Annotated in this window: 8 protein-coding genes; 3 read left to right on the top strand and 5 right to left on the bottom strand. The window is 69.3% G+C overall.

What is annotated here, in order from left to right:
• Positions 1-23: 23 nt before the first annotated feature.
• The 3 genes from NON19_RS15520 to NON19_RS15510 form a co-directional block, all read right to left on the bottom strand.
• Positions 24-9,350 (bottom strand): type I polyketide synthase, encoded by a 9,327-nt coding sequence (locus NON19_RS15520; protein WP_255928449.1) that lies wholly within the window; start codon positions 9,348-9,350, stop codon positions 24-26.
• Positions 9,347-10,576: a dTDP-4-dehydro-6-deoxyglucose aminotransferase gene (locus NON19_RS15515; RefSeq protein WP_255928447.1), complete on the bottom strand. Its 1,230-nt coding sequence runs from the start codon at positions 10,574-10,576 to the stop codon at positions 9,347-9,349. Before NON19_RS15515 ends, NON19_RS15520 begins: the two co-directional genes overlap by 4 nt.
• A 407-nt stretch (positions 10,577-10,983) precedes the next feature.
• Positions 10,984-11,763: a TylF/MycF family methyltransferase gene (locus NON19_RS15510; RefSeq protein ID WP_372514145.1), complete on the bottom strand. Its 780-nt coding sequence runs from the start codon at positions 11,761-11,763 to the stop codon at positions 10,984-10,986.
• Between the two features lie 709 nt (positions 11,764-12,472).
• On the opposite strand from NON19_RS15510, the gene rfbB reads away from it, so the two are divergent.
• The 3 genes from rfbB to NON19_RS15495 all read left to right on the top strand — a co-directional run bounded on the left by rfbB (position 12,473) and on the right by NON19_RS15495 (position 17,737).
• Complete coding sequence (gene rfbB / locus NON19_RS15505; protein ID WP_255928445.1) at positions 12,473-13,465, top strand: dTDP-glucose 4,6-dehydratase; 993 nt, start codon at positions 12,473-12,475, stop codon at positions 13,463-13,465.
• Between the two features lie 55 nt (positions 13,466-13,520).
• Positions 13,521-14,396: a glucose-1-phosphate thymidylyltransferase RfbA gene (rfbA, locus tag NON19_RS15500; protein ID WP_255928443.1), complete on the top strand. Its 876-nt coding sequence runs from the start codon at positions 13,521-13,523 to the stop codon at positions 14,394-14,396.
• A 110-nt stretch (positions 14,397-14,506) separates the two neighbouring features.
• On the top strand, positions 14,507-17,737 hold the full coding sequence (locus NON19_RS15495; RefSeq protein ID WP_255928441.1) for a tetratricopeptide repeat protein: 3,231 nt from the start codon (positions 14,507-14,509) through the stop codon (positions 17,735-17,737).
• Here the strand turns inward: NON19_RS15495 and NON19_RS15490 are convergent.
• Both NON19_RS15490 and mca read right to left on the bottom strand, forming a co-directional pair.
• Entirely contained in the window at positions 17,734-17,952 is a 219-nt protein-coding gene (locus NON19_RS15490) for a hypothetical protein (RefSeq protein WP_255928439.1), read from the bottom strand. The two genes, NON19_RS15495 and NON19_RS15490, sit on opposite strands and share 4 nt — an antisense overlap.
• A gap of 3 nt (positions 17,953-17,955) precedes the next feature.
• Positions 17,956-18,831 (bottom strand): mycothiol conjugate amidase Mca, encoded by an 876-nt coding sequence (gene mca / locus NON19_RS15485; protein WP_255928437.1) that lies wholly within the window; start codon positions 18,829-18,831, stop codon positions 17,956-17,958.
• Between the last annotated feature and the right edge of the window lie 27 nt (positions 18,832-18,858).

The raw sequence follows: 18,858 nt of genomic DNA, 5'->3' as shown, positions 1-18,858 counted from the left end.
CCGATCCGCCCGGCAGTAGCCGGTCATGACATCCCCAGTTCGCTGTCGATGAAGTCGAAAAGCTCATCGGTGGTCGCCGACTCCAGACGGGTCGCGACTCCCGCGTCCTCGGTGACTTCCGCTGCGTTCGACAGCAGGCCCTGTAGTCGCGTCCGCACTTCGGCACGGAGGCCGTCGTCCGGGTCCAGTGCGGCGAAGCCGCGTTCCAGCCGGTCCAGGTCGGTCAGCACCGAGGCGGCTGCGGGCGCCTCCTCCGGGAGCAGTTCGGCCCGCAGGTGGTCGGCGAGCTCGGCCGGGGTGGGATGGTCGAAAACCAAGGTGGCGCGCAGCCGCAGGCCGGTGGCCGCGTTGAGACGGTTGCGCAGTTCGACCGCGGTCAGCGAGTCGAAGCCCAGTTCCTTGAATGCCTGACCGGCGTCCACCGAGGACGCGGTGCCGTGTCCCAGCACGGTGGCGGTGTGCTCGCGCACCAGGTCCAACACCAGCTGGCGGCGGTCGGCTTCGGGCAGCGCGGCCAGTCGCCCGGCCAGCGAGGAGGCGTCCGCCGACTCGGTCGCGACGGTGGCGGTACGTCGGGTGGTGCCGCGGACGATCCCGCTCAGCAGCGCTGGCACCTGGTCCTGTGCCCGCAGTGCCCGGGTGTCTAGGCGCATTGGTACGAGGGTGGCTTCCGGCCGGTCGATGGCCGCGTCGAACAACGCCAGACCCTCCGCGACCGACAACGCACCCACACCAACCCGCGTCATCCGCTGCACATCAACATCACCAAGATGCCCCGTCATCCCACTCGACCGAGCCCACAACCCCCACGCCAACGACACACCCGACAAACCCCGCGCACGACGATGCACAGCCAACCCATCAAGAAACACATTCGCCGCCGCGTAATTCGCCTGCCCAGCACCACCCAACGACCCAGACACCGACGAAAACAACACAAACAACGACAGATCAAACCCAGCCGTCAACTCATGCAAATTCCACGCAGCATCCACCTTCGGCCGCAACACCGCACCCAACCGCTCCGCGGTCAACGACCCCACCACACCGTCATCCAACACACCCGCGGCATGCACCACCGCAGTCAACCGATGCTCCACAGGAATCCCCGCAAGCAACCCGGCAAGCTGCTCCCGATCCGCCACATCACACGCGGCCACCGTCACCACCGCACCAAGCCCGGACAGCTCCGCGGCCAACTCCGCCGCACCCGGCGCATCCATCCCACGCCGACCCACCAACAACAACCGCCGAACACCGTGCTCAACCACCAGATGCCGGGCCACCAACCCACCCAACACACCAGTCGCACCCGTGATCAACGCCGTACCATCCGGGTCCAACGCACGCGGCACCGTCAACACCAACTTGCCCACATGCCGCGCCTGACTCAAAAACCGCAACGCCTCCGGAGCACGCCGCACATCCCAAACCCGCACCGGCAACGGCCGCAACACACCACGACCGAACAACACCACCAACTCACCCAACATCTCGGCGACCAGGTCGGGATCGGTGGTCAACAGGTCGTAGACGCGGTAGTGGACACCAGGGCGCGCGGCGGCGACCTCGTCCGCTTCGCGAATATCCGTCTTGCCGATCTCGACGAACCGGCCGCCGTCCCTCAGCAACCGCAATGAGGCATCCACGAACTCCCTGACCAGCGAGTTCAGCACCACGTCCAGGCCCGAGGGGAACTTGTCCGCGAAGTCGAGGGTGCGCGAGGACGCGATGTGCTCGTCGTCGAAGCCCAGTGAACGCAGCACATCCCACTTACCAGGACTGGCGGTACCGAACACCTCGGCGCCCCAATGCCGCGCAAGCTGCACCGCGGCCATACCCACACCACCCGCGGCGGCATGGATCAGCACCGACTCACCCGCACGCAACCCGGCGTCGTGCCGTAGCGCGTGGTAGGCGGTGAGGAACACCACCGGCACCGAAGCCGCCTGCGTGAACGACCAGCCGGACGGCATCTTGACCACCAGCCGCCGATCGGTGATCGCGACCGGGCCGAACGCACCGGTGAACAGGCCCATCACCGGGTCGCCAGGAGCGAGACCGGTCACCCCCGGCCCGACCTCCAGCACAACGCCCGCACCCTCGCTGCCCAGCACTTCCTGGTCGGGAACCATGCCCAGGGCCAGCACCACATCACGGAAGTTCACACCGGCCGCGCGCATGTCGACGCGCACCTCGCCGGTCTCCAGCGGCCTCGCGGCCTCCGGAAGGCCAACCAGCGCCAGGTTCTCCAGCGTGCCCTTGTCCGTGATGTCCAGCCGCCATGTCGCCGCGTCCTGCGGTGGCGTCAGCGTCTCGTACGCGGTTGGCCGGGCCAGCCGTGGTGCGTGCAACGCTCCTTCTCGTATGGCCAGTTGGGGCTCACCGCTGGCCAGTGCGGTGGGCAGGGCAGCGGCGGACACATCGTGGTCATCGAGGTCGACGAGCACGAACCGGCCGGGATTCTCCGCCTGTGCCGACCGGACCAGCCCCCACACCGGGGCGTTGACCAGGTCGAGCACACCCTTCCCGGGCTCAGCGGCCACCGCGCCACGGGTGAGGAAGACCAGCCGCGAGTCGGCGAACCGCTCATCGGCCAGCCACGCCTGGACCAGTTCGAGCGCACGCGCGACGGCACGGTGTGTTGCCTCCGCGACGGGCTGCCCGAAGTCGCCGACACAGGTAACCAGCACCACATCCGGCGCGGCCCCATCGGGGAGCGATTCGAGGTCACGGAAGGTGTCGAGGGCGCCAAGCGCCACGCCGAGCTTGAACTCATCGGCACCGGCCAGCGCCCACGACCCGGTCCGGCCCACAGGCTGTGACGGCGGCGCCAGCTCGGTCCACTCCACCCGGAACAGCGCGTCGGGCAGCCCGGTTCGCGCCTGGTCGGCCGCCATGGGCCGCAGAGCCAAGGACTCAACCGATGCCACCGGGCGTCCGGTGACATCGGCCAACCGCAACGACACCGCGTCCGGTCCTGTGGGAGAGATCATGACGCGCACCGTTGTGGCACCGGTCGCCTGCAGCGACACCCCGCTCCAGGTGAACGGCAAACGGCACTCCGACCCCTGCGCCACCACGGCGTGCAGGGCGGCGTCCAACAGCGCGGGATGCAGGCCGAACCGGCTGGCGTCCGGGGCGAGTTCAGGTGACAACGCCACTTCGGCGAACACGTCATCGCCCAGGCGCCACCACGACTTCAGGCCCTGGAACGCGGGACCGTAGCGGTAACCCAGCTCCGTCCAGCGGTCGTAACCGCCGTCCCAGTCCACCGCGACCGCACCCGTGGGCGGCCAGACGCTGAGGTCGAAGGAGTCGGCCGGGCCGCTGGTCAGCACCCCGGTGGCATGCCGGATCCATTGCGGCTCCAGCGAGTCGTCCTCGCGCCGGGCATGTACGGCCAGCGGGCGTGCCCCGGTTCCGTCGTCGGCGCCGACCGATACCCGTATCGCGACGCCGTCACGCTCCGGCAGCACCAACGGCGCTTCAAGCGTCAGCTCCGCCACCTGGTCGCAGCCCACCTGGTCACCGGCGCGGATGGCAAGCTCCACGAATGCCGTGCCCGGCAACAGCACCGAGTCCCGCACACCGTGATCGGCCAGCCACGGATGGGTGGCCAGGGACAACAAACCGGTCAACACCACACCGCCGGAATCGGGCAGCTCCACCGCCGCGCCCAGCAGCGGATGCCCGGCCTCGCGCAGTCCGACCGATGTCACGTCCACGGCCTGCGAACCGCGAGACTCCAGCCAGTAGCGCTGGCGTTGGAACGCGTATGTCGGAAGGTCGACGCGGCGGGCGCCGGGGAAGACGGTCGCCCAGTCGACGCTGGCACCGTGCACATGGGCCTCGGCCAGCGACAGCAAGAAGCGGTCCAGGCCGCCCTCATCACGACGCAACGAACCCAGGGCCACGAGCTCTTCCGATGTTTCCTGGATGCCGACGGTCAGTACCGGGTGTGCGCTGGACTCCACGAACAACCGGTGCCCCTGCTCCGCCAGCAAGCGAACGGTCTCCTCGAACCGGACCGTCTGGCGCAGGTTGCGGTACCAGTAGTCGGCATCCAGCACACGGGTGTCGATCCGCTCGACGCTCACCGTGGAGTAGAACGGCACCTCGGAAGTACGCGGAGTGATATCGGCCAGGACGGTCAGGAGTTCGTCGCGGATCTCCTCCACATGCGCCGAATGCGACGCATAATCCACCGGAATCCGACGCGCCCGAACCCCGTCCGCCTCCGCTTCGGCAAGAAGTTCATCAAGGGCATCGACATCACCAGAGACCACCACCGAGCCCGGCCCGTTCACCGCAGCAACAGAAACCCGACCACCCCAACGCTCCACACGCCCAGTAACCTCAGCGACCGGCAGCGAGACCGACACCATCCCACCCCGGCCCGACAACGCCAGCAACGCCCGACTACGCAACGCCACAACCCGCGCAGCATCCTCCAACGACAACGCACCAGACACACACGCCGCCGCGATCTCACCCTGCGAATGCCCCACCACAGCGGCAGGCTCCACCCCATACGAACGCCACAACGCCGCCAGCGACACCATCACCGCAAACAACACAGGCTGAACAACATCAACCCGCTCCAACGCCGCCGCATCACCCAACACATCCAGCAACGACCACTCAACAAACGGCGCCAACGCCCCCGCACACGCCCGCATCGACTCCGCAAACACCGACGACGAGCCCAACAGACCCACCGCCATACCCACCCACTGCGAACCCTGACCCGGAAACACAAACACCGCACGCTCATCCGCCGCGGTGCCCTGCACCACACCCGGCGCCGCACCCGCATCCGCCAACGCCGCCAAACCAGCCCGCAAGCCAGCCACGTCAGCCGCAACCACCGCAGCCCGATACTCAAAAACCGCACGACCCACAGCCAACGACAAACCCACATCCGCCGGACTCAACCCCGAAGCAGAGTCCACAAAGGCCAACAGCCGAGCGGCCTGCGCACGCAACGCAGCCTCACTCTTACCCGACACCACCCACGGCACAGGCGCGTCGCCCACCACGACCCCAGCCGCCTCAACAACAGGCGCCTCCTCGAGGATCACATGCGCATTCGTCCCGCTGATCCCGAACGACGACACCGCAGCCCGCCGCAGCCGCCCCGTCTCCGGCCACTCAACCTGCTCCGTCAGCAACGACACCGCACCCGCAGACCAATCCACCTGAGGTGTCGGCTCATCCACATGCAACGTCTTGGGCAGCACACCATGCCGCATCGCCAGAACCATCTTCATCACCCCGGCCACACCAGCGGCGGCCTGCGCGTGCCCGATGTTCGACTTCAACGATCCCAGCCACAACGGACGTTCACGACCCTGGCCATACGTCGCCAGCAACGCCTGCGCCTCAATGGGATCACCGAGCCGGGTGCCGGTGCCGTGCGCCTCCACCACATCCACATCCGACGCACCAAGCCCGGCGTTCGCCAACGCCTGGCGGATCACCCGCTGCTGCGAAGGACCATTCGGCGCCGTCAAACCGTTCGACGCCCCATCCTGATTCACCGCCGAACCACGCAACACCGCCAACACCGGATGCCCATTGCGACGCGCGTCGGACAACCGCTCCAGTGCCAGGATGCCCACGCCCTCGGCCCAGGCGGTGCCGTCGGCCGACGCGGAGAACGCCTTGCACCGGCCGTCGGCGGCGAGTCCGCGCTGGCGGCTGAACTCGACGAACATGCCGGGGCTGGACATGACCGCGGCGCCACCGGCGAGGGCGAAGGTGCACTCGCCCTGCCGTAGTGACTGTGCGGCGAGGTGCAATGCCACCAACGACGAGGAGCACGCCGTGTCCACCGTCACCGCGGGGCCTTCGAGGCCGAGCGTGTAGGCGATCCGGCCGGAGGCGACGCTGACCGTGTTGCCGGTGAGCAGGTAGCCGTCGTGTCCGTCGGCGCCTTCGTGCAGCCGGGGGCCGTACTCCTGGGACATGGCGCCGACGAAGACACCGGCCCTGCTGCCGTGCAGTGTGGCCGGGGCGACTCCGGCTCGTTCCAGCGCCTCCCACGAGGTTTCGAGCAGCAGTCGCTGCTGCGGGTCCATCGCCAGCGCCTCACGCGGCGAGATACCGAAGAACGCCGGATCGAACTCGCCCGCGTCATGCACGAATCCGCCGTACCGCGTGTAGGTCTTGCCAGGCTGGTCCGGGTCCGTGTCGTACAGCGCCTCGATGTCCCAGCCGCGGTCGGTGGGGAATTCGGAGATCCCGTCGCCGTCGGTGACGACCAGGCGCCACAGGTCCTCGGGGGATGCGACGCCACCGGGGAGGCGGCATGCCATTCCCACGATCGCTACCGGTTCGTCCGTGGATACCGCCGTTGGCTCGGCGCCGTCGGTCTCGGTTACGGTGCCGAACAGTTCGGCCAGGAGCCGGTCCGCGACGGCCTGCGGGGTCGGGAAGTCGAACAGCAGGGTCGGGCTGAGGGCGAGACCGGTTGCCGCGCTGAGCTGGTCGCGTAGCTCGACGGAGGTCAGCGAGGTGAAGCCGAGGTCCCGGAACCGCCGATCGACCTCGATCTCCTCGCCCGTGTCATGGCCGAGCACAACCGCGATCCGGGTGCGCACCAAGTCCAGGATCGCGCGGGCACGTTCGGACTCCGGCAGTTGGTCGATGCGCTGCCGCGGCGGGGCGGTTTCTTGCTCGACAGGCGGGTTCACCTGCCCCGGGGCGTCGGCTGCCGTCACGTCCGCCCAGTAGCGGCGCCGCTGGAAGGCGTACGTGGGCAGCGGGACCCGGCGTGCGCCAGAACCGGCGAACACGGCTTGCCAGTTCGGATCCAGGCCGCCGATGTGCAGGGCGCCGATCGCGGCGCTCAGCGCGGTCGGCTCGGTCCGGTCGGCCCGAAGCGCGGGCACGCAGGAGGCACCGGGTGCGCAGTCCCTGGCCATTCCGGTGAGCGTGCCGTCGGGGCCGAGTTCCACGAAAGTGGTCACGCCCTGGCCCGCCAGCCATCGGACACCGTCGAGGAACCGGACGGTCTCCCGTACATGCCGCACCCAGTAGTCGGGCGAGCGCAGTTCGTCGTCGGCGGCCGGGCGGCCGGTGACGTTGGATATCACCGGAAGCACCGGGCGGTGGAAGGTCAGTCCCTCGGCCACCTGGCGGAAGTCCGCCGACATGGCGTCCATCAGCGGCGAGTGGAAGGCATGGCTGACCCGCAGCCGCTTGGTCTTCCGCCCTTGCGCGGCGAGTTGGGCGGCGGCCTCCACAACCGCGTCGGTGGCGCCGGAGAGCACCGTGGCGGCAGGGCCGTTGACCGCGGCGATGCTCACCTCGGGGGACAGCAGGGGCAGGACCTCGTCCTCGGATGCCTGTACGGCCACCATCGCCCCACCGGTGGGCAACGCCTGCATCAACCGGCCGCGCGCGGCCACCAGGGCGGCGGCGTCCGGCAGGGACAGCACACCGGCGACGTGCGCCGCGGTCAGCTCGCCGATGGAGTGACCGGCCACGTAGTCGGGACGCGGTGCCCACTGCTCGAACAGCCGGAACAGCGCCACCTCGACGGCGAACAGCGCTGGTTGGGTGTAACCGGTCTGGTCGAGCAGTTCCGCATCACCGTCGAACACGAGCTGCTTGAGCGGACGGTCCAGGTGCGCGTCCAGCGCGGCACAGACTTCGTCGAATGCGGCGGCGAACTCCGGTAGTTCGCCGTAGAGTTCGCGGCCCATCCCGGCTCGCTGCGAACCCTGGCCGCTGAACAGGTACGCGACCGGGCCGGGGGCTGCCTTGCCCTGCAGCACCCCGGCCGTCGGCCGCCCGTCGGCCAGTGCGGCGAGCCCAATGCGGAACTCCTCGCGGTCCGCGCCGAGCAGTACCGCGCGGTGCTCGAATGCCGTACGGGAGGTCGCCAACGAGTAGGCGACGTCGGCCGGTTGGGCATCGGGCGTCGAGTCGAGATGGGTGAGCAGCCGTTGCGCCTGTGCCCGCAGGGCGGGCTCGCTTCGCGCCGACAGCACCCAGGGCAGCACGGAAGGGGTGTGTGCGGCGGCCTCGACGGGCGCGGGCGCCCACTCCGTGAGCAGCACGTGGCAGTTGGTGCCGCCCATGCCGAAGGAACTTACCCCGGCGACCAGTTGCCTGTCCGGCGACGGCCAGCCGCCCAACTCGGTGTGCACCCGCAGGTTCCGCTCCGCCAGCGGGATGTGCGGGTTCGGCTGCTGGAAGTTCAGGCTCGGCGGCAGTTCCCGGTGGGCAACGCTCAGTACGGCCTTGACGAGGCCGACGATGCCCGCGGCGCCCTCCAGGTGGCCGACGTTGGTCTTCGCGGAGCCCACCAGCAGCGGTTCCGTGGTCGGCCGGTCCACGCCGAACACCGCGCCCAGCGCCGCCGCTTCGATGGGGTCGCCTACTGGGGTACCGGTGCCGTGCAGCTCCACGTACTGCACGTCCGTCGGGGCGATTCCGGCCCGGCGGCACGCTTCGCGCAGCACCGCCTGCTGGGCGGCGGGGCTGGGCACGGTCAGGCTCTCGGTGCCGCCGTCATTGTTCGTGGCGCTGCCGCGGATGACGCAGTAGATGTGGTCGCCGTCGGCGACGGCCGCGGCGAGCGGTTTGAGTAGTACCGCGCCGCCGCCCTCCCCGCGCACATAGCCGTTGGCGCGCTCGTCGAAGGTGAAGCTGCGGCCGTCCGGTGACAGGCCGCCGAACCTGGCGGCGCCCAGGGCGCTTTCAGGTGCCAGGTTGAGGTTGACCCCGGCGGCAAGCGCCACAGTGGACTCGCCGCGGCGCAGGCTCTCGCAGGCGAGGTGGACGGCGACCAGCGCGGAGGACTGGGCGGTGTCCACGACCAGGCTCGGGCCGTGCGCGCCGAGGAAGTAGGAGAGCCGGTTGGCGATGGCGCTGCGGTGCGAGCCGGTCAGTGTGTGCTGGGTGATGCCCTCGGCACCGCCGCGGTGCAGCAGTTTGGCGTAGTCGTCGGATGCCGCGCCGACGAAGACGCCGAGTTGGCTGCCCCGGACGTCGCGCGGCACGATGCCCGCGTCTTCGAGCGCCTCCCAGCCGAGTTCCAGCATGAGCCGTTGCTGCGGGTCCATGGCTTCGGCTTCACGTGGAGAGATGCCGAAGAACGACGCGTCGAACGTGTCGACCCGGTCCAGGAACGCGCCGAACCTGACGGCCGGATCCGCCTGCGCCGCGGTGTCCGTGTCCCACCTGGTGGACGGGGTCTCGGTGACCGCGCTCCGGCCGCCGATGAGCAGCTGCCAGAACGCGTCCGGATCGGCCGCGCCCGGCAGTCGGCAGGACAGTCCGACCACGGCGATGTCATCGGGCCGGGCGGTGGTCCCTGGCACACTGCCGGTCGTCATTTGTCCTCCTCGCCTTCGCCGCCGACCACGGCTGCGGCCCGTTCGTTCGCCCTGCGGGTCACCTCGTGCCCGCGTGTGACGGTGAGCCGTACGACGTCGCAGACCCGTCGGATGTCCTCGCGGGAGACGGTGGGGCCGGTGGGCAGGGCGAGCACCTTCCGCGCGAGTTGTTCGGTGTGTGGGAGGGTCACCGGCTGCTCGGAGCGGTAGGGCTCCATCTCGTGGCACCCGGGCGAGAAGTACCGCTGGCACACCACGTTTTCGGACCTGAGCACGTCGCCGAGCAGGTCACGGTGGATGCCGGTGATCCCGGCGTCGATCTCGACGATCAGGTAGTGGTAGTTGTTGCGCTCGTCGCGGTCGAAGTCGACGACCTTCAGCCCGGCGAGACCGGCAAGCTCCGACTGGTAGGTGCCGAAGTTGGCCTCGTTGCGGCGTACCGTGTCCTCGAAGGCGTCGAGTGAGGTCAGGCCCATCGCGGCGGCGGCTTCGGTCATCTTCCCGTTGGTGCCTGCCTCCGTGGACACCCGGCCCTGAACGAAACCGAAGTTGTGCATCGCGCGGATCCGGTTGGCCAGTTCCTCGTCGTCGGTCACCACCGCGCCGCCCTCGAAGGCGTTGACCACCTTGGTGGCGTGGAAGCTGAACACCTCGGCCTGGCCGAACCCGCCGATCGGCCGCCCCTGCGACGTGCAGCCGAGGCCGTGCGCGGCGTCGTAGAACAGCTTCACGCCGTGGTCGGCCGCCACCTTCGCCAACTCGTCGACCGCGCACGGCCGACCCCACAGGTGGACCGGGACGATGGCGCTGGTACGGGGGGTGATCGCCGCTTCGACCAGTGCGGGGTCCATGCAGCCGGTCTTCGGGTCGATGTCGCAGAAGACCGGTGTCAGGCCCAGCCAGCGGAACGCGTGCGCGGTCGCGGGGAACGTGAGCGACGGCATGATGACCTCGCCGGTCAGCTCCGCGGCTCGGGCGAGCAGTTGCAGGGCGACGGTGGCGTTGCAGGTTGACACGCAGTAACGGACCCCGGCCAGTTCCGCGACCCGCTGCTCGAACTCGCGCGCCAGCGGCCCGCCGTTGGTCAGCCACTGGTGGTCCAGCGCCCAGTTCATGCGGTCGAAGAAGCGAGCGCGGTCACCGATGTTGGGCCGTCCCACATAAAGCGGCTGCAGGAATGCCGCAGAGCCGCCGAATATAGCAAGGTCGCCAATATTGCGTTTCACGGTCGCACCTCCCCCGGCGCATGCGTGGGCGCACGCGCGGCATTTATGGCAGGCAATACATCATGCGGCGCCCTCGAATACGCGGACTGCGGCCAGGAAAACAGGCGAAGTCCCGTGGAATCAGACGATCCGCAATGCGGCTGGAACGCCGACTCGCCATCGAGTGCAGCGGTCGCCACCATCGGCACGCATTTCGCGCGCTACGGGCAGAAATCGAGGAAACGAGGAAACGGGGAAACGAGGTCCGAAAAAGATACCGGGAGTCCGCGTACAGTGGCCACGATGCACGGCGACGCTTTCCGCCGTGCACCTGCGAAGGCTGTACACGATCAGCACGGTCCGTAAACGCAAGGCGAGCGGATCAGACCAGGCCGAACCAGGCCCAGCCGGGCCGGTCAGGACCGCGATCAGTGCTTGCGGCGCCAGTAGACGCCCGTGACGTCCACGGTCTCGATCGGCTCGTCGATGCCGTGCTCACGCCGGTAGTCCTGCACGGCCTGCCTGCAGGCCGGGATCGCGTAGTCGTCGAAGATCGCGAATCCGCCGACGGAGAGCTTGGGGTACAGGTTGACCAGGGCGTCCATGGTCGACTCGTACAGATCGCCGTCGATCCGCAGGATCGCGAGCCGGTCGATCGGCGCGCTCGGCAGCGTGTCGGCGAACATGCCGGGCAGGAACTTGACCTGGTCGTCGAGCAGGCCATAACGGGAGAAGTTCTCCCGCACCTGCTCCTCGGAGCAGGCCAACACCCAGTTCAGGTTGTGGAATTCCATGTCCTGGTCGAGCGGGTGGCTGCCCTCGGAGGTCACCGGAACACCGGCGAACGAGTCGGCGAGCCATACGTTCCGGTCGGTCACACCATGCGCCTTGAGCAGCGCGCGCATCAGGATGCAGGCGCCACCGCGCCAGACCCCCGTCTCGATGAAGTCGCCGGGAACGCCGTCGCGGAGCACCTGCTCCACGCACTCCTGGATGTTGTTCAGGCGCCGCATTCCGATCATGGTGTGGGCGACCGTCGGCACGTCCAGACCGCCCGCACGGTGGTCCACCTCAAACGTTCCGCGCTTTTCCTCCGCGCCTTCCGCGCCCGGCTTCATCGTGTCCGCTTGATTCTTGTCGAGGACATTCATCCCATACGGAAATGTGGGGCGATCCTCGTAGATGATGTTCGCCAGGACCCTCTTCATTAGGTCGGCATAAAGGTCGTAGGTCTGCACAGTCAAACCATCCCCCGTTTAGAACCAAGCAGCCAATAACTTTACCTTCTTGACCCTAACAGCGGCCTCCAGGGGTGTCAATCGATCAAAAAAGACCGAACGGCCGATTAAAAAAATACCGGTTGGCCGACTAGTGACACACGCAACATACATACGGGCCGCCAGGGCCACGTCCACCGGCGCGCCCGGGGGCTGCCCCACCTACACTGAGAGCCGCGCCAGCGTTAATGTGTGTGGTACGCAACCGAATGCGGGCCAAATGATGATTGGCCAACACAGACAGTTGCCGCGCGACAGCGGAAGCCCGAGGGTGCCGAAAGGGGGTAGCGGCTCTCGGGGCCTGGCGAAACGCGCGCCGGGCCGGATCGCCGCATCCCGGGAGATGCGACCGTCACCACGGAAAACGGCGCCCTGGCCGCCGCCACTCCCTGCTCACACAGAGTGACCGGACAGGCACCCGGCCCAGCGGACCCCTTCCATCAGAGCCCCTCGGAGTCCCTCGGAGCCCATCGGATCCGCCGACCGGGCGCGCGCCGGGGCGACAGCACAAGCCTCACGATTCCGTAGCCAACCCTCCAACCAAGGCATCTACCACCACACAGGCGGATAGCCCCCTGCGGCGGCGAGCCAGGAGCGCTCGCCCAGGAAGCAACCGCTCACCCAGGTCTTAGGAGCCCCTGTGCGTCTACTCGTCACCGGTGCGGCCGGATTCATCGGTTCCAACTACGTTCGCAAGCTCCTGACCGGCGCTTACGCCGCCGCGGGCGAGGTCCAGGTGACCGCCTTGGACAAGCTCACCTACGCGGGGAACCCGGCGAACCTCGACCCCGTCCGAACTCACCCTGGCTTCACCTTCGTTCAAGGTGATGTTTGCGACGGCCCGCTCCTCACCGAACTGCTGCCGGGCCACGACGCCGTGGTCAACTTCGCCGCCGAGACCCATGTCGACCGCTCGATCTCCGGCGCCGACGACTTCGTACGGACCAACGTCACCGGCACCCACACCGTACTCGAGGCCGCACGGCGGACCGGAGTCGGGCGGGTGGTCCATGTATCGACCGACGAGGTGTACGGCTCGATAGACACCGGCTCATGGACCGAGCACAGCCCGCTGCTGCCCAACTCGCCCTACGCCGCGACGAAGGCGAGCGCCGACCTCCTGGCGCGCTCCTACGCCCGCACCTACGGCCTCGACGTGAGCATCACCCGGTGCAGCAACAACTACGGGCCGTACCAGTTCCCGGAGAAGGTCATCCCGCTGTTCGTGACGAACCTGCTGCGTGGCCGGTCGGTCCCGCTGTACGGGGACGGACTGTGCGTTCGCGACTGGCTGCACGTGGACGACCACTGCCGCGGCATCCAACTCGTGCTGGAAAAGGGGAAACCGGGCGAGGTCTACAACATCGCGGGCGGTGAGGAGCTGACCAACCTGCGGCTCACCCAGCTCATCCTGGAGGCCTGCGGCGCCGACGAGGAGCGCATCCGGCACGTGCCCGACCGGGCCGGGCACGACCGCCGCTACTCGATGGACGACGGCAAGCTGCGGGCCCTGGGATACGCGCCGAAGGTTCCGTTCCAGACCGGACTCGCCCAAACGATCACCTGGTACCGCGACAACCCGCAGTGGTGGCAGCCGCTGTGCGACGCCACCGCCGCGGCACAACCGGCCTGAGGCGGCCCCGCGGCCCGGCCTCCCGCACAGCGGGCAACCGAAACGGAGACAGTTCATGCGCGGAATACTCCTGGCGGGAGGATCGGGCACCCGGCTGCACCCGATCACCGCCGTATCGTCGAAGCAACTGCTTCCCGTCTACGACAAGCCGATGGTGTACTACCCGCTGTCCGTGCTGATGCTGGCGCAGATCCGGGAGATCCTCATCATCAGCAACCCGGAGCACATCGAGAGTTACCGTCAACTCCTCGGTGACGGCAGCCGGTTGGGGCTTGAGCTGAGCTACGCCGTCCAGGACCGGCCGCGCGGCCTCGCCGACGCGCTGCGGATCGGGCGCGACTTCATCGGCGACGAGCGGTTCGCCCTCATCCTGGGCGACAACATCTTCTACGGGAACGCGCTCACTGAGACGCTGCGCCGGGAGCGCACCCGGCTCGACGGCTGCACCCTGTTCGGATACCGCCTGGCGGACCCCCGACGGTACGGCGTGGCCACCGTCGACGACGCGGGCCGGGTCACCTCACTGGAGGAGAAGCCCACGGCTCCGCGCTCCAACCTGGCGGTCACCGGAATGTACTTCTACGACAACGAGGCCGCCGACCTCGCGACCCGGCTGAAGCCCTCGGCCCGCGGGGAGTTGGAGATCACCGACCTGAACCGGATCTTCGTCGAGCGGGGCAAGGCCCGACTGGTCGACCTCGGCCGAGGCTGCGCCTGGTTCGACACCGGCACTCACGAAAGCCTCATGGACGCCGCGATGTTCGTACAGGTCCTCGCCAAGCGCCAGGGCATACGACTGGCGTGCATAGAGGAGGTCGCCTTCCGCATGGGGTTCATCGACGAGCAGCAACTCGCCACGCTCGGCAAGGAGTTCATCGCCAACTCCGCCTCCGGCTACGGCGACTACCTTATGGAACTGGCCGGTACCTGACCCCAACGATCTCGCGGAGCCGGAACACACCCTCGTGGACTGTCGCGTTCACCCGCGTCAGGCGGGACACTGCAGGACACAAGTGGGCCGCTGACCAAGGGGGAAGAACGGTGAACCAACCCAATCCGACCGCCGGGGGGCCGCCCGCGCTCGCCGCACCGGACCGGGCCGAGGCGGAGCGGCTGCTCCAGCGCGCCGTCACCGAGGAGACCCAGCGCGCCACCCGCTCCAAGCGCCAGGTGGACGCGAACGCGCTGCTGGAGCGGGGGCGCGCCGCGCTCGACGACATCGCGGCGAACGCCGCCGAGGAGTACGCCGCGTACCGGCGCGCCGCCGAGGCCGGGGCTGTGGCACCGCGCCCCGGCACGGCGGGGGCGCCCGTGCTGCTGGCCGGGGTGTGCGGGGTGACCGCGTTCGCGGTGGACCTCGGGCAGGGGCTGTCGGCGGGCGGCTCGCTGCTGACCGGGGTGGCGGTGGCCGTGGCGGCCGCGGCGGTCAGCGGTGCCCGGTCGGTCGTCCAGAGGCGCGGGGGCGAACAGCCCGGCGACCTGGAGCAGTTGCGGCAGCAGTGGCTGGTGGCGCTGGAGCGACGAGGGGTGCGGCCGTTCCTGGAGCAGCAGCGGGTGGCCCCGCCCGCCACGCCGATACTGAAGAAGACGGCGAAGTCCTCCGTTCCCGCCCAGGCCAAGCGGAGCGACCGCAGCGCCGCCGCCCGGCAACGCGCCCTGCTGGCCCAGTCGTTCGAGCTGCTGCCGCAGGGCGACGGGCCGTTCACCGGGCGGCGCGGCCATCTGGCACGGATCAGCCAGTGGGTGCAGCAGGCCCGCGCCGCCATCGAGACCAAGCCGACCGTGGTGATGCTCTGCGGCCCGACCGGCTCCGGCCGCAGCGCGCTCGCGGTGCGCGCCGCCGAGCAGTTGAAGGACCAGTTCCGGGGCGCCTGCCTGGTTCCGCTGCGCGGCGGAGCCGTCGACCAGCCGCCGCTGACCACGCGGGAGGCGCTGCTGCACATCCTCAACCGGCTCGGCGCGCCCCGCGAGCAACTGCTGTTCCGCGAACGGCCCAACCAGGAACAGCACTTGCGGCGGTTGGGCGAGCAGTACCAAAAGCACCTCACCGACACGCCCGCGGTGATCATCCTCGATGACGCCTGCGACGCCGAGCAGGTGCGCGCCCTGATCCCGGAGCGCTCCGAGAGCCTGATCCTGGTGACCACGGCCGCCCCGCTGGAGCTGGACTCCACCACCGCGTGGGTGCACGACCTGCCGGTCGAGGCGCTGGACGAGCCGGAAGCCCGGGAGCTGCTACGGGAGTTGGCGGGCGACGCGGTCGCGGAGGACCCGCAGTCGGCCGAGCGGGTGCGGCGGTTGTGCGGCGGGCTGCCGCTGGCGCTGACCATCGCCGGGTCCTCGCTGGGCGCGCGTACACTGCGCGGGCTCGCCGACGACCTCGATGTGTACGGGCCGGTGGATCCGCTGGAGCGGGCGCTGGCACTGCGCTACCGCGACCTGTCCGAGGTCTCCCGCCGTCTGCTGCGCCGCCTGGCGCTGGCCGGTCGGGCCAGCCTGGGCGCGGCGGCGGCCGCCGCGCTGCTGGACACCGACGAGAAGGAAGCCGGGCGCAGGCTGGAGGAGTTGGCACACGCCGGACTGATCGAACACGTCCGGGGCGGCCGCTACCGGCTGCACGATGTGGTGCGCGGCTTCGCGCAGGCCAGGCTGCTGGACGAGGAGCAGCCGGACGAGCAGACCGCCGCGCAGGAACGGCTGATCCGCACCTACTCGGAGCTGGCCGACTCGGTGATCCGGCTGGTCGACGGAAAGACCTCCACCCGGGCCGACTCGTTCGTCAAGGGCGCGGTCGGCTCGCACGGCTTCCGTTCACTGGACCAGGCGCTGCGCTGGCTGGACGACGAGTCGGGCTTCATCACGGCGACGGTGCGCCGCGCGGAGGGCGTGGACCAGGCGGCGGTGCTGCATCTGCTGGGCGCGCTGTGCGACTACTGCCTGCTGCGCGGCGACCTCTACCGGCTGGGCGAGATCAGCGAGTTGACGCAGGAGGTCGACCAGGGGCTGCTGGTGCGGTCGGTGCAGTGGCGCACCGGTATCGCGGCGCGGCAGCTCGGCGAGCTGGACCGGGCGCGCTCCACGCTGACGTCGGTGGTCAACCTGTACTTCGAGGCGCAGCATCCTGCGGGCGCCGCCCGCGCGCTGTGCAGCCTGGGCATCACCCTGCACCACCAGGGCAACCTGCGGGAGGCGGCGGCCAAGCTGGGCGAGGCGCTGGAGCTGCAGAACACCGACGCGCTGCGCGGCGACCGCGCCTGGACCCAGCACGCCCTGGCGGCGGTGCTGCGCGACATGGGGCAGGTGGAACAGGCGCGTGAACTCCTGTTGACCGCGCTGGAGTTGCACCAGGAGAGCGAGAGCACGCACGGCCAGGCGTGGGCGCACATGCAGCTCGGGCAGGTCTATCTGCAACTCGGCGACGTGGAGCGCGCGCAGCAGGCGCTGCACGAGGCGCAGCGCGAGTACGAGGTCACCCACGACCAGCGCGGCACCGCCTGGACGCTGACCCAGCTGGCCCGCGCCCTGCTGGTGCGGGGCGCGGCGGCGGAGGCCGTACAGGCGCTGCACGAGGCGCTGGGCAGGCACCGGGAGAACGAGGACGCGCGCTGCGAGGCGTGGACGCTGTACTACCTGGGCCAGGCGCAGGAGGAGGCGGGCGACGCGGACGAGGCGCTGCGCTCGCTGGAGCGGGCCCGCACCATGTTCAACCGGATGCGCGATCTGTACGGGCTGGCCTGCGCCCGCCACCACTCGGGGCGGCTCACCCGGGACCAGCGCGCCCGGCAGGTCGGCAACCTGCGCAACAGCGGCTTCGCCCGGCAGTTGCTGCAGGACGCCCGGCAGGACTTCCGCAAGGTGGGCGTCCCGCACGGAGAGGCCTGGTCCTGCCTGGAGCTGGCGGTGATCGACGCGGGCAACGGCCGGTTCCAGGAGGCGCTGGAGCTGACCGAGGAGGCCGGGCGGCTGTTCGTCAGCGTCGGCGACCGCCGGGGCGAGGACTGGGCCCGCTTCCTGCGCTGCACCGTGCTGCCGCTGCTGTCCGGGCCGGGCGCGAAGACCGCCCAGGAGGACCTGGCGGCGCTGCTGGCCAGCGGGCACGAGGGCCGCGACCCGTCACTGGAGGAGTACGCCCAGTCCTGGTCGCTGATCCTCCAACGCGGCCTCCAGCCGGGCGAGCCCTGGGAGGTGTGGCGTCTGGGCATGACCCCGACACGCGCGTCACGCGACAGGTTGTCGGTCGGGGGTCTGGGGGACGAAGTCCCCCAGACCTAACCCTCCTTCTTGATCGACTTCGAGGAGGGCGCCTCCTCGAAGTCGATCTTCCCGAACTGCTTGTTCATGCTCTTCATGAGCAGCCACACGGCCGCGCCGATCGCCGCGAAGACGACGAACCCGATCAGGCCCGGCGTCACCTTGTTCTGGTCGAAGTCGGCGAGCTGCACCAGATGCGCGGCCGCCGGAGCCAAGGAAGCGTTCACGAGAACCATTGTCTACCCCGCCTCACGGACACCCGCGAAGAGGTCCGATTCCGGCAATGTGGTGTCCACCCGGGACTTGGCCAGCTCGTAGTCCTCGGTCGGCCAGATCTCCTTCTGCACGTCCATCGGCACGTGGAACCAGAACCCGTCGGGGTCGATCTGCGTGGCGTGCGCGAGCAGCGCCTTGTCGCGGATCTCGAAGAAGTCGGCGCACGGCACGAACGTGGTGATCTCCCGGTCCGGGCGGTCCATCTTCTCCCAGCGCTCCAGCCACTCCCCGTACGGCGACTCAAGGCCCCGGGCCAGCAGCCCCTCGTGCAGCGCGACGGTGCGTGCCCGGTTGAAGCCCTGGTTGTAGTAGAGCTTCAGCGGCGTCCACGGCTCGCCCGTACCCGGGTAACGCTCCGGGTCCCCGGCGGCGTCGAAGGCCACCATGGAGATCTTGTGGGTCATGATGTGGTCGGGGTGCGGGTACCCGCCATTCTCGTCGTACGTGGTGATCACATGCGGCCGGAACTCCCGGATCAGCTTGACCAGCGCGCCCGCGGCCTCCTCGACGTCCTGCAGTGCGAAGCAGCCCTCCGGCAGCGGCGGCAGCGGGTCGCCCTCGGGCAGCCCGGAGTCGACGAAGCCGAGCCAGGCCTGCTTGACGCCCAGGATCTGCCGGGCCTCGTCCATCTCCTTGGCCCGCACCTCGTGGATGTGCTCCTCGATGTAAGGGTCCCCCTGGAGCTTGGGGTTCAGCACGGAGCCGCGCTCACCACCGGTACAGGTGGCCACCAGCACGTCCACGCCATCGGACACGTACTTGGCCATCGTCGCCGCGCCCTTGCTGGACTCGTCGTCGGGATGCGCGTGCACGGCCATCAGTCGCAGCTGATCGGTCAAGGCAAAGGTCCTCACGCTGAAGGAATG

It is taken from the genome of Streptantibioticus rubrisoli (assembly GCF_024436055.1).
Lineage (GTDB): Bacteria > Actinomycetota > Actinomycetes > Streptomycetales > Streptomycetaceae > Streptantibioticus_A > Streptantibioticus_A rubrisoli.
The sequence above is the reverse complement of the archived record's forward strand: the minus strand, read 5'-3'. Positions and strand labels throughout refer to the sequence as shown.

Coding starts and splice junctions, on each gene's coding strand:
- NON19_RS15510 (WP_372514145.1), bottom strand. CDS start 11,763: ATGAAGAGGGTCCTGGCGAACATCATCTACGAGGATCGCCCCACATTT.
- rfbA (WP_255928443.1), top strand. CDS start 13,521: ATGCGCGGAATACTCCTGGCGGGAGGATCGGGCACCCGGCTGCACCCG.
- NON19_RS15520 (WP_255928449.1), bottom strand. CDS start 9,350: ATGACGACCGGCAGTGTGCCAGGGACCACCGCCCGGCCCGATGACATC.
- NON19_RS15490 (WP_255928439.1), bottom strand. CDS start 17,952: ATGGTTCTCGTGAACGCTTCCTTGGCTCCGGCGGCCGCGCATCTGGTG.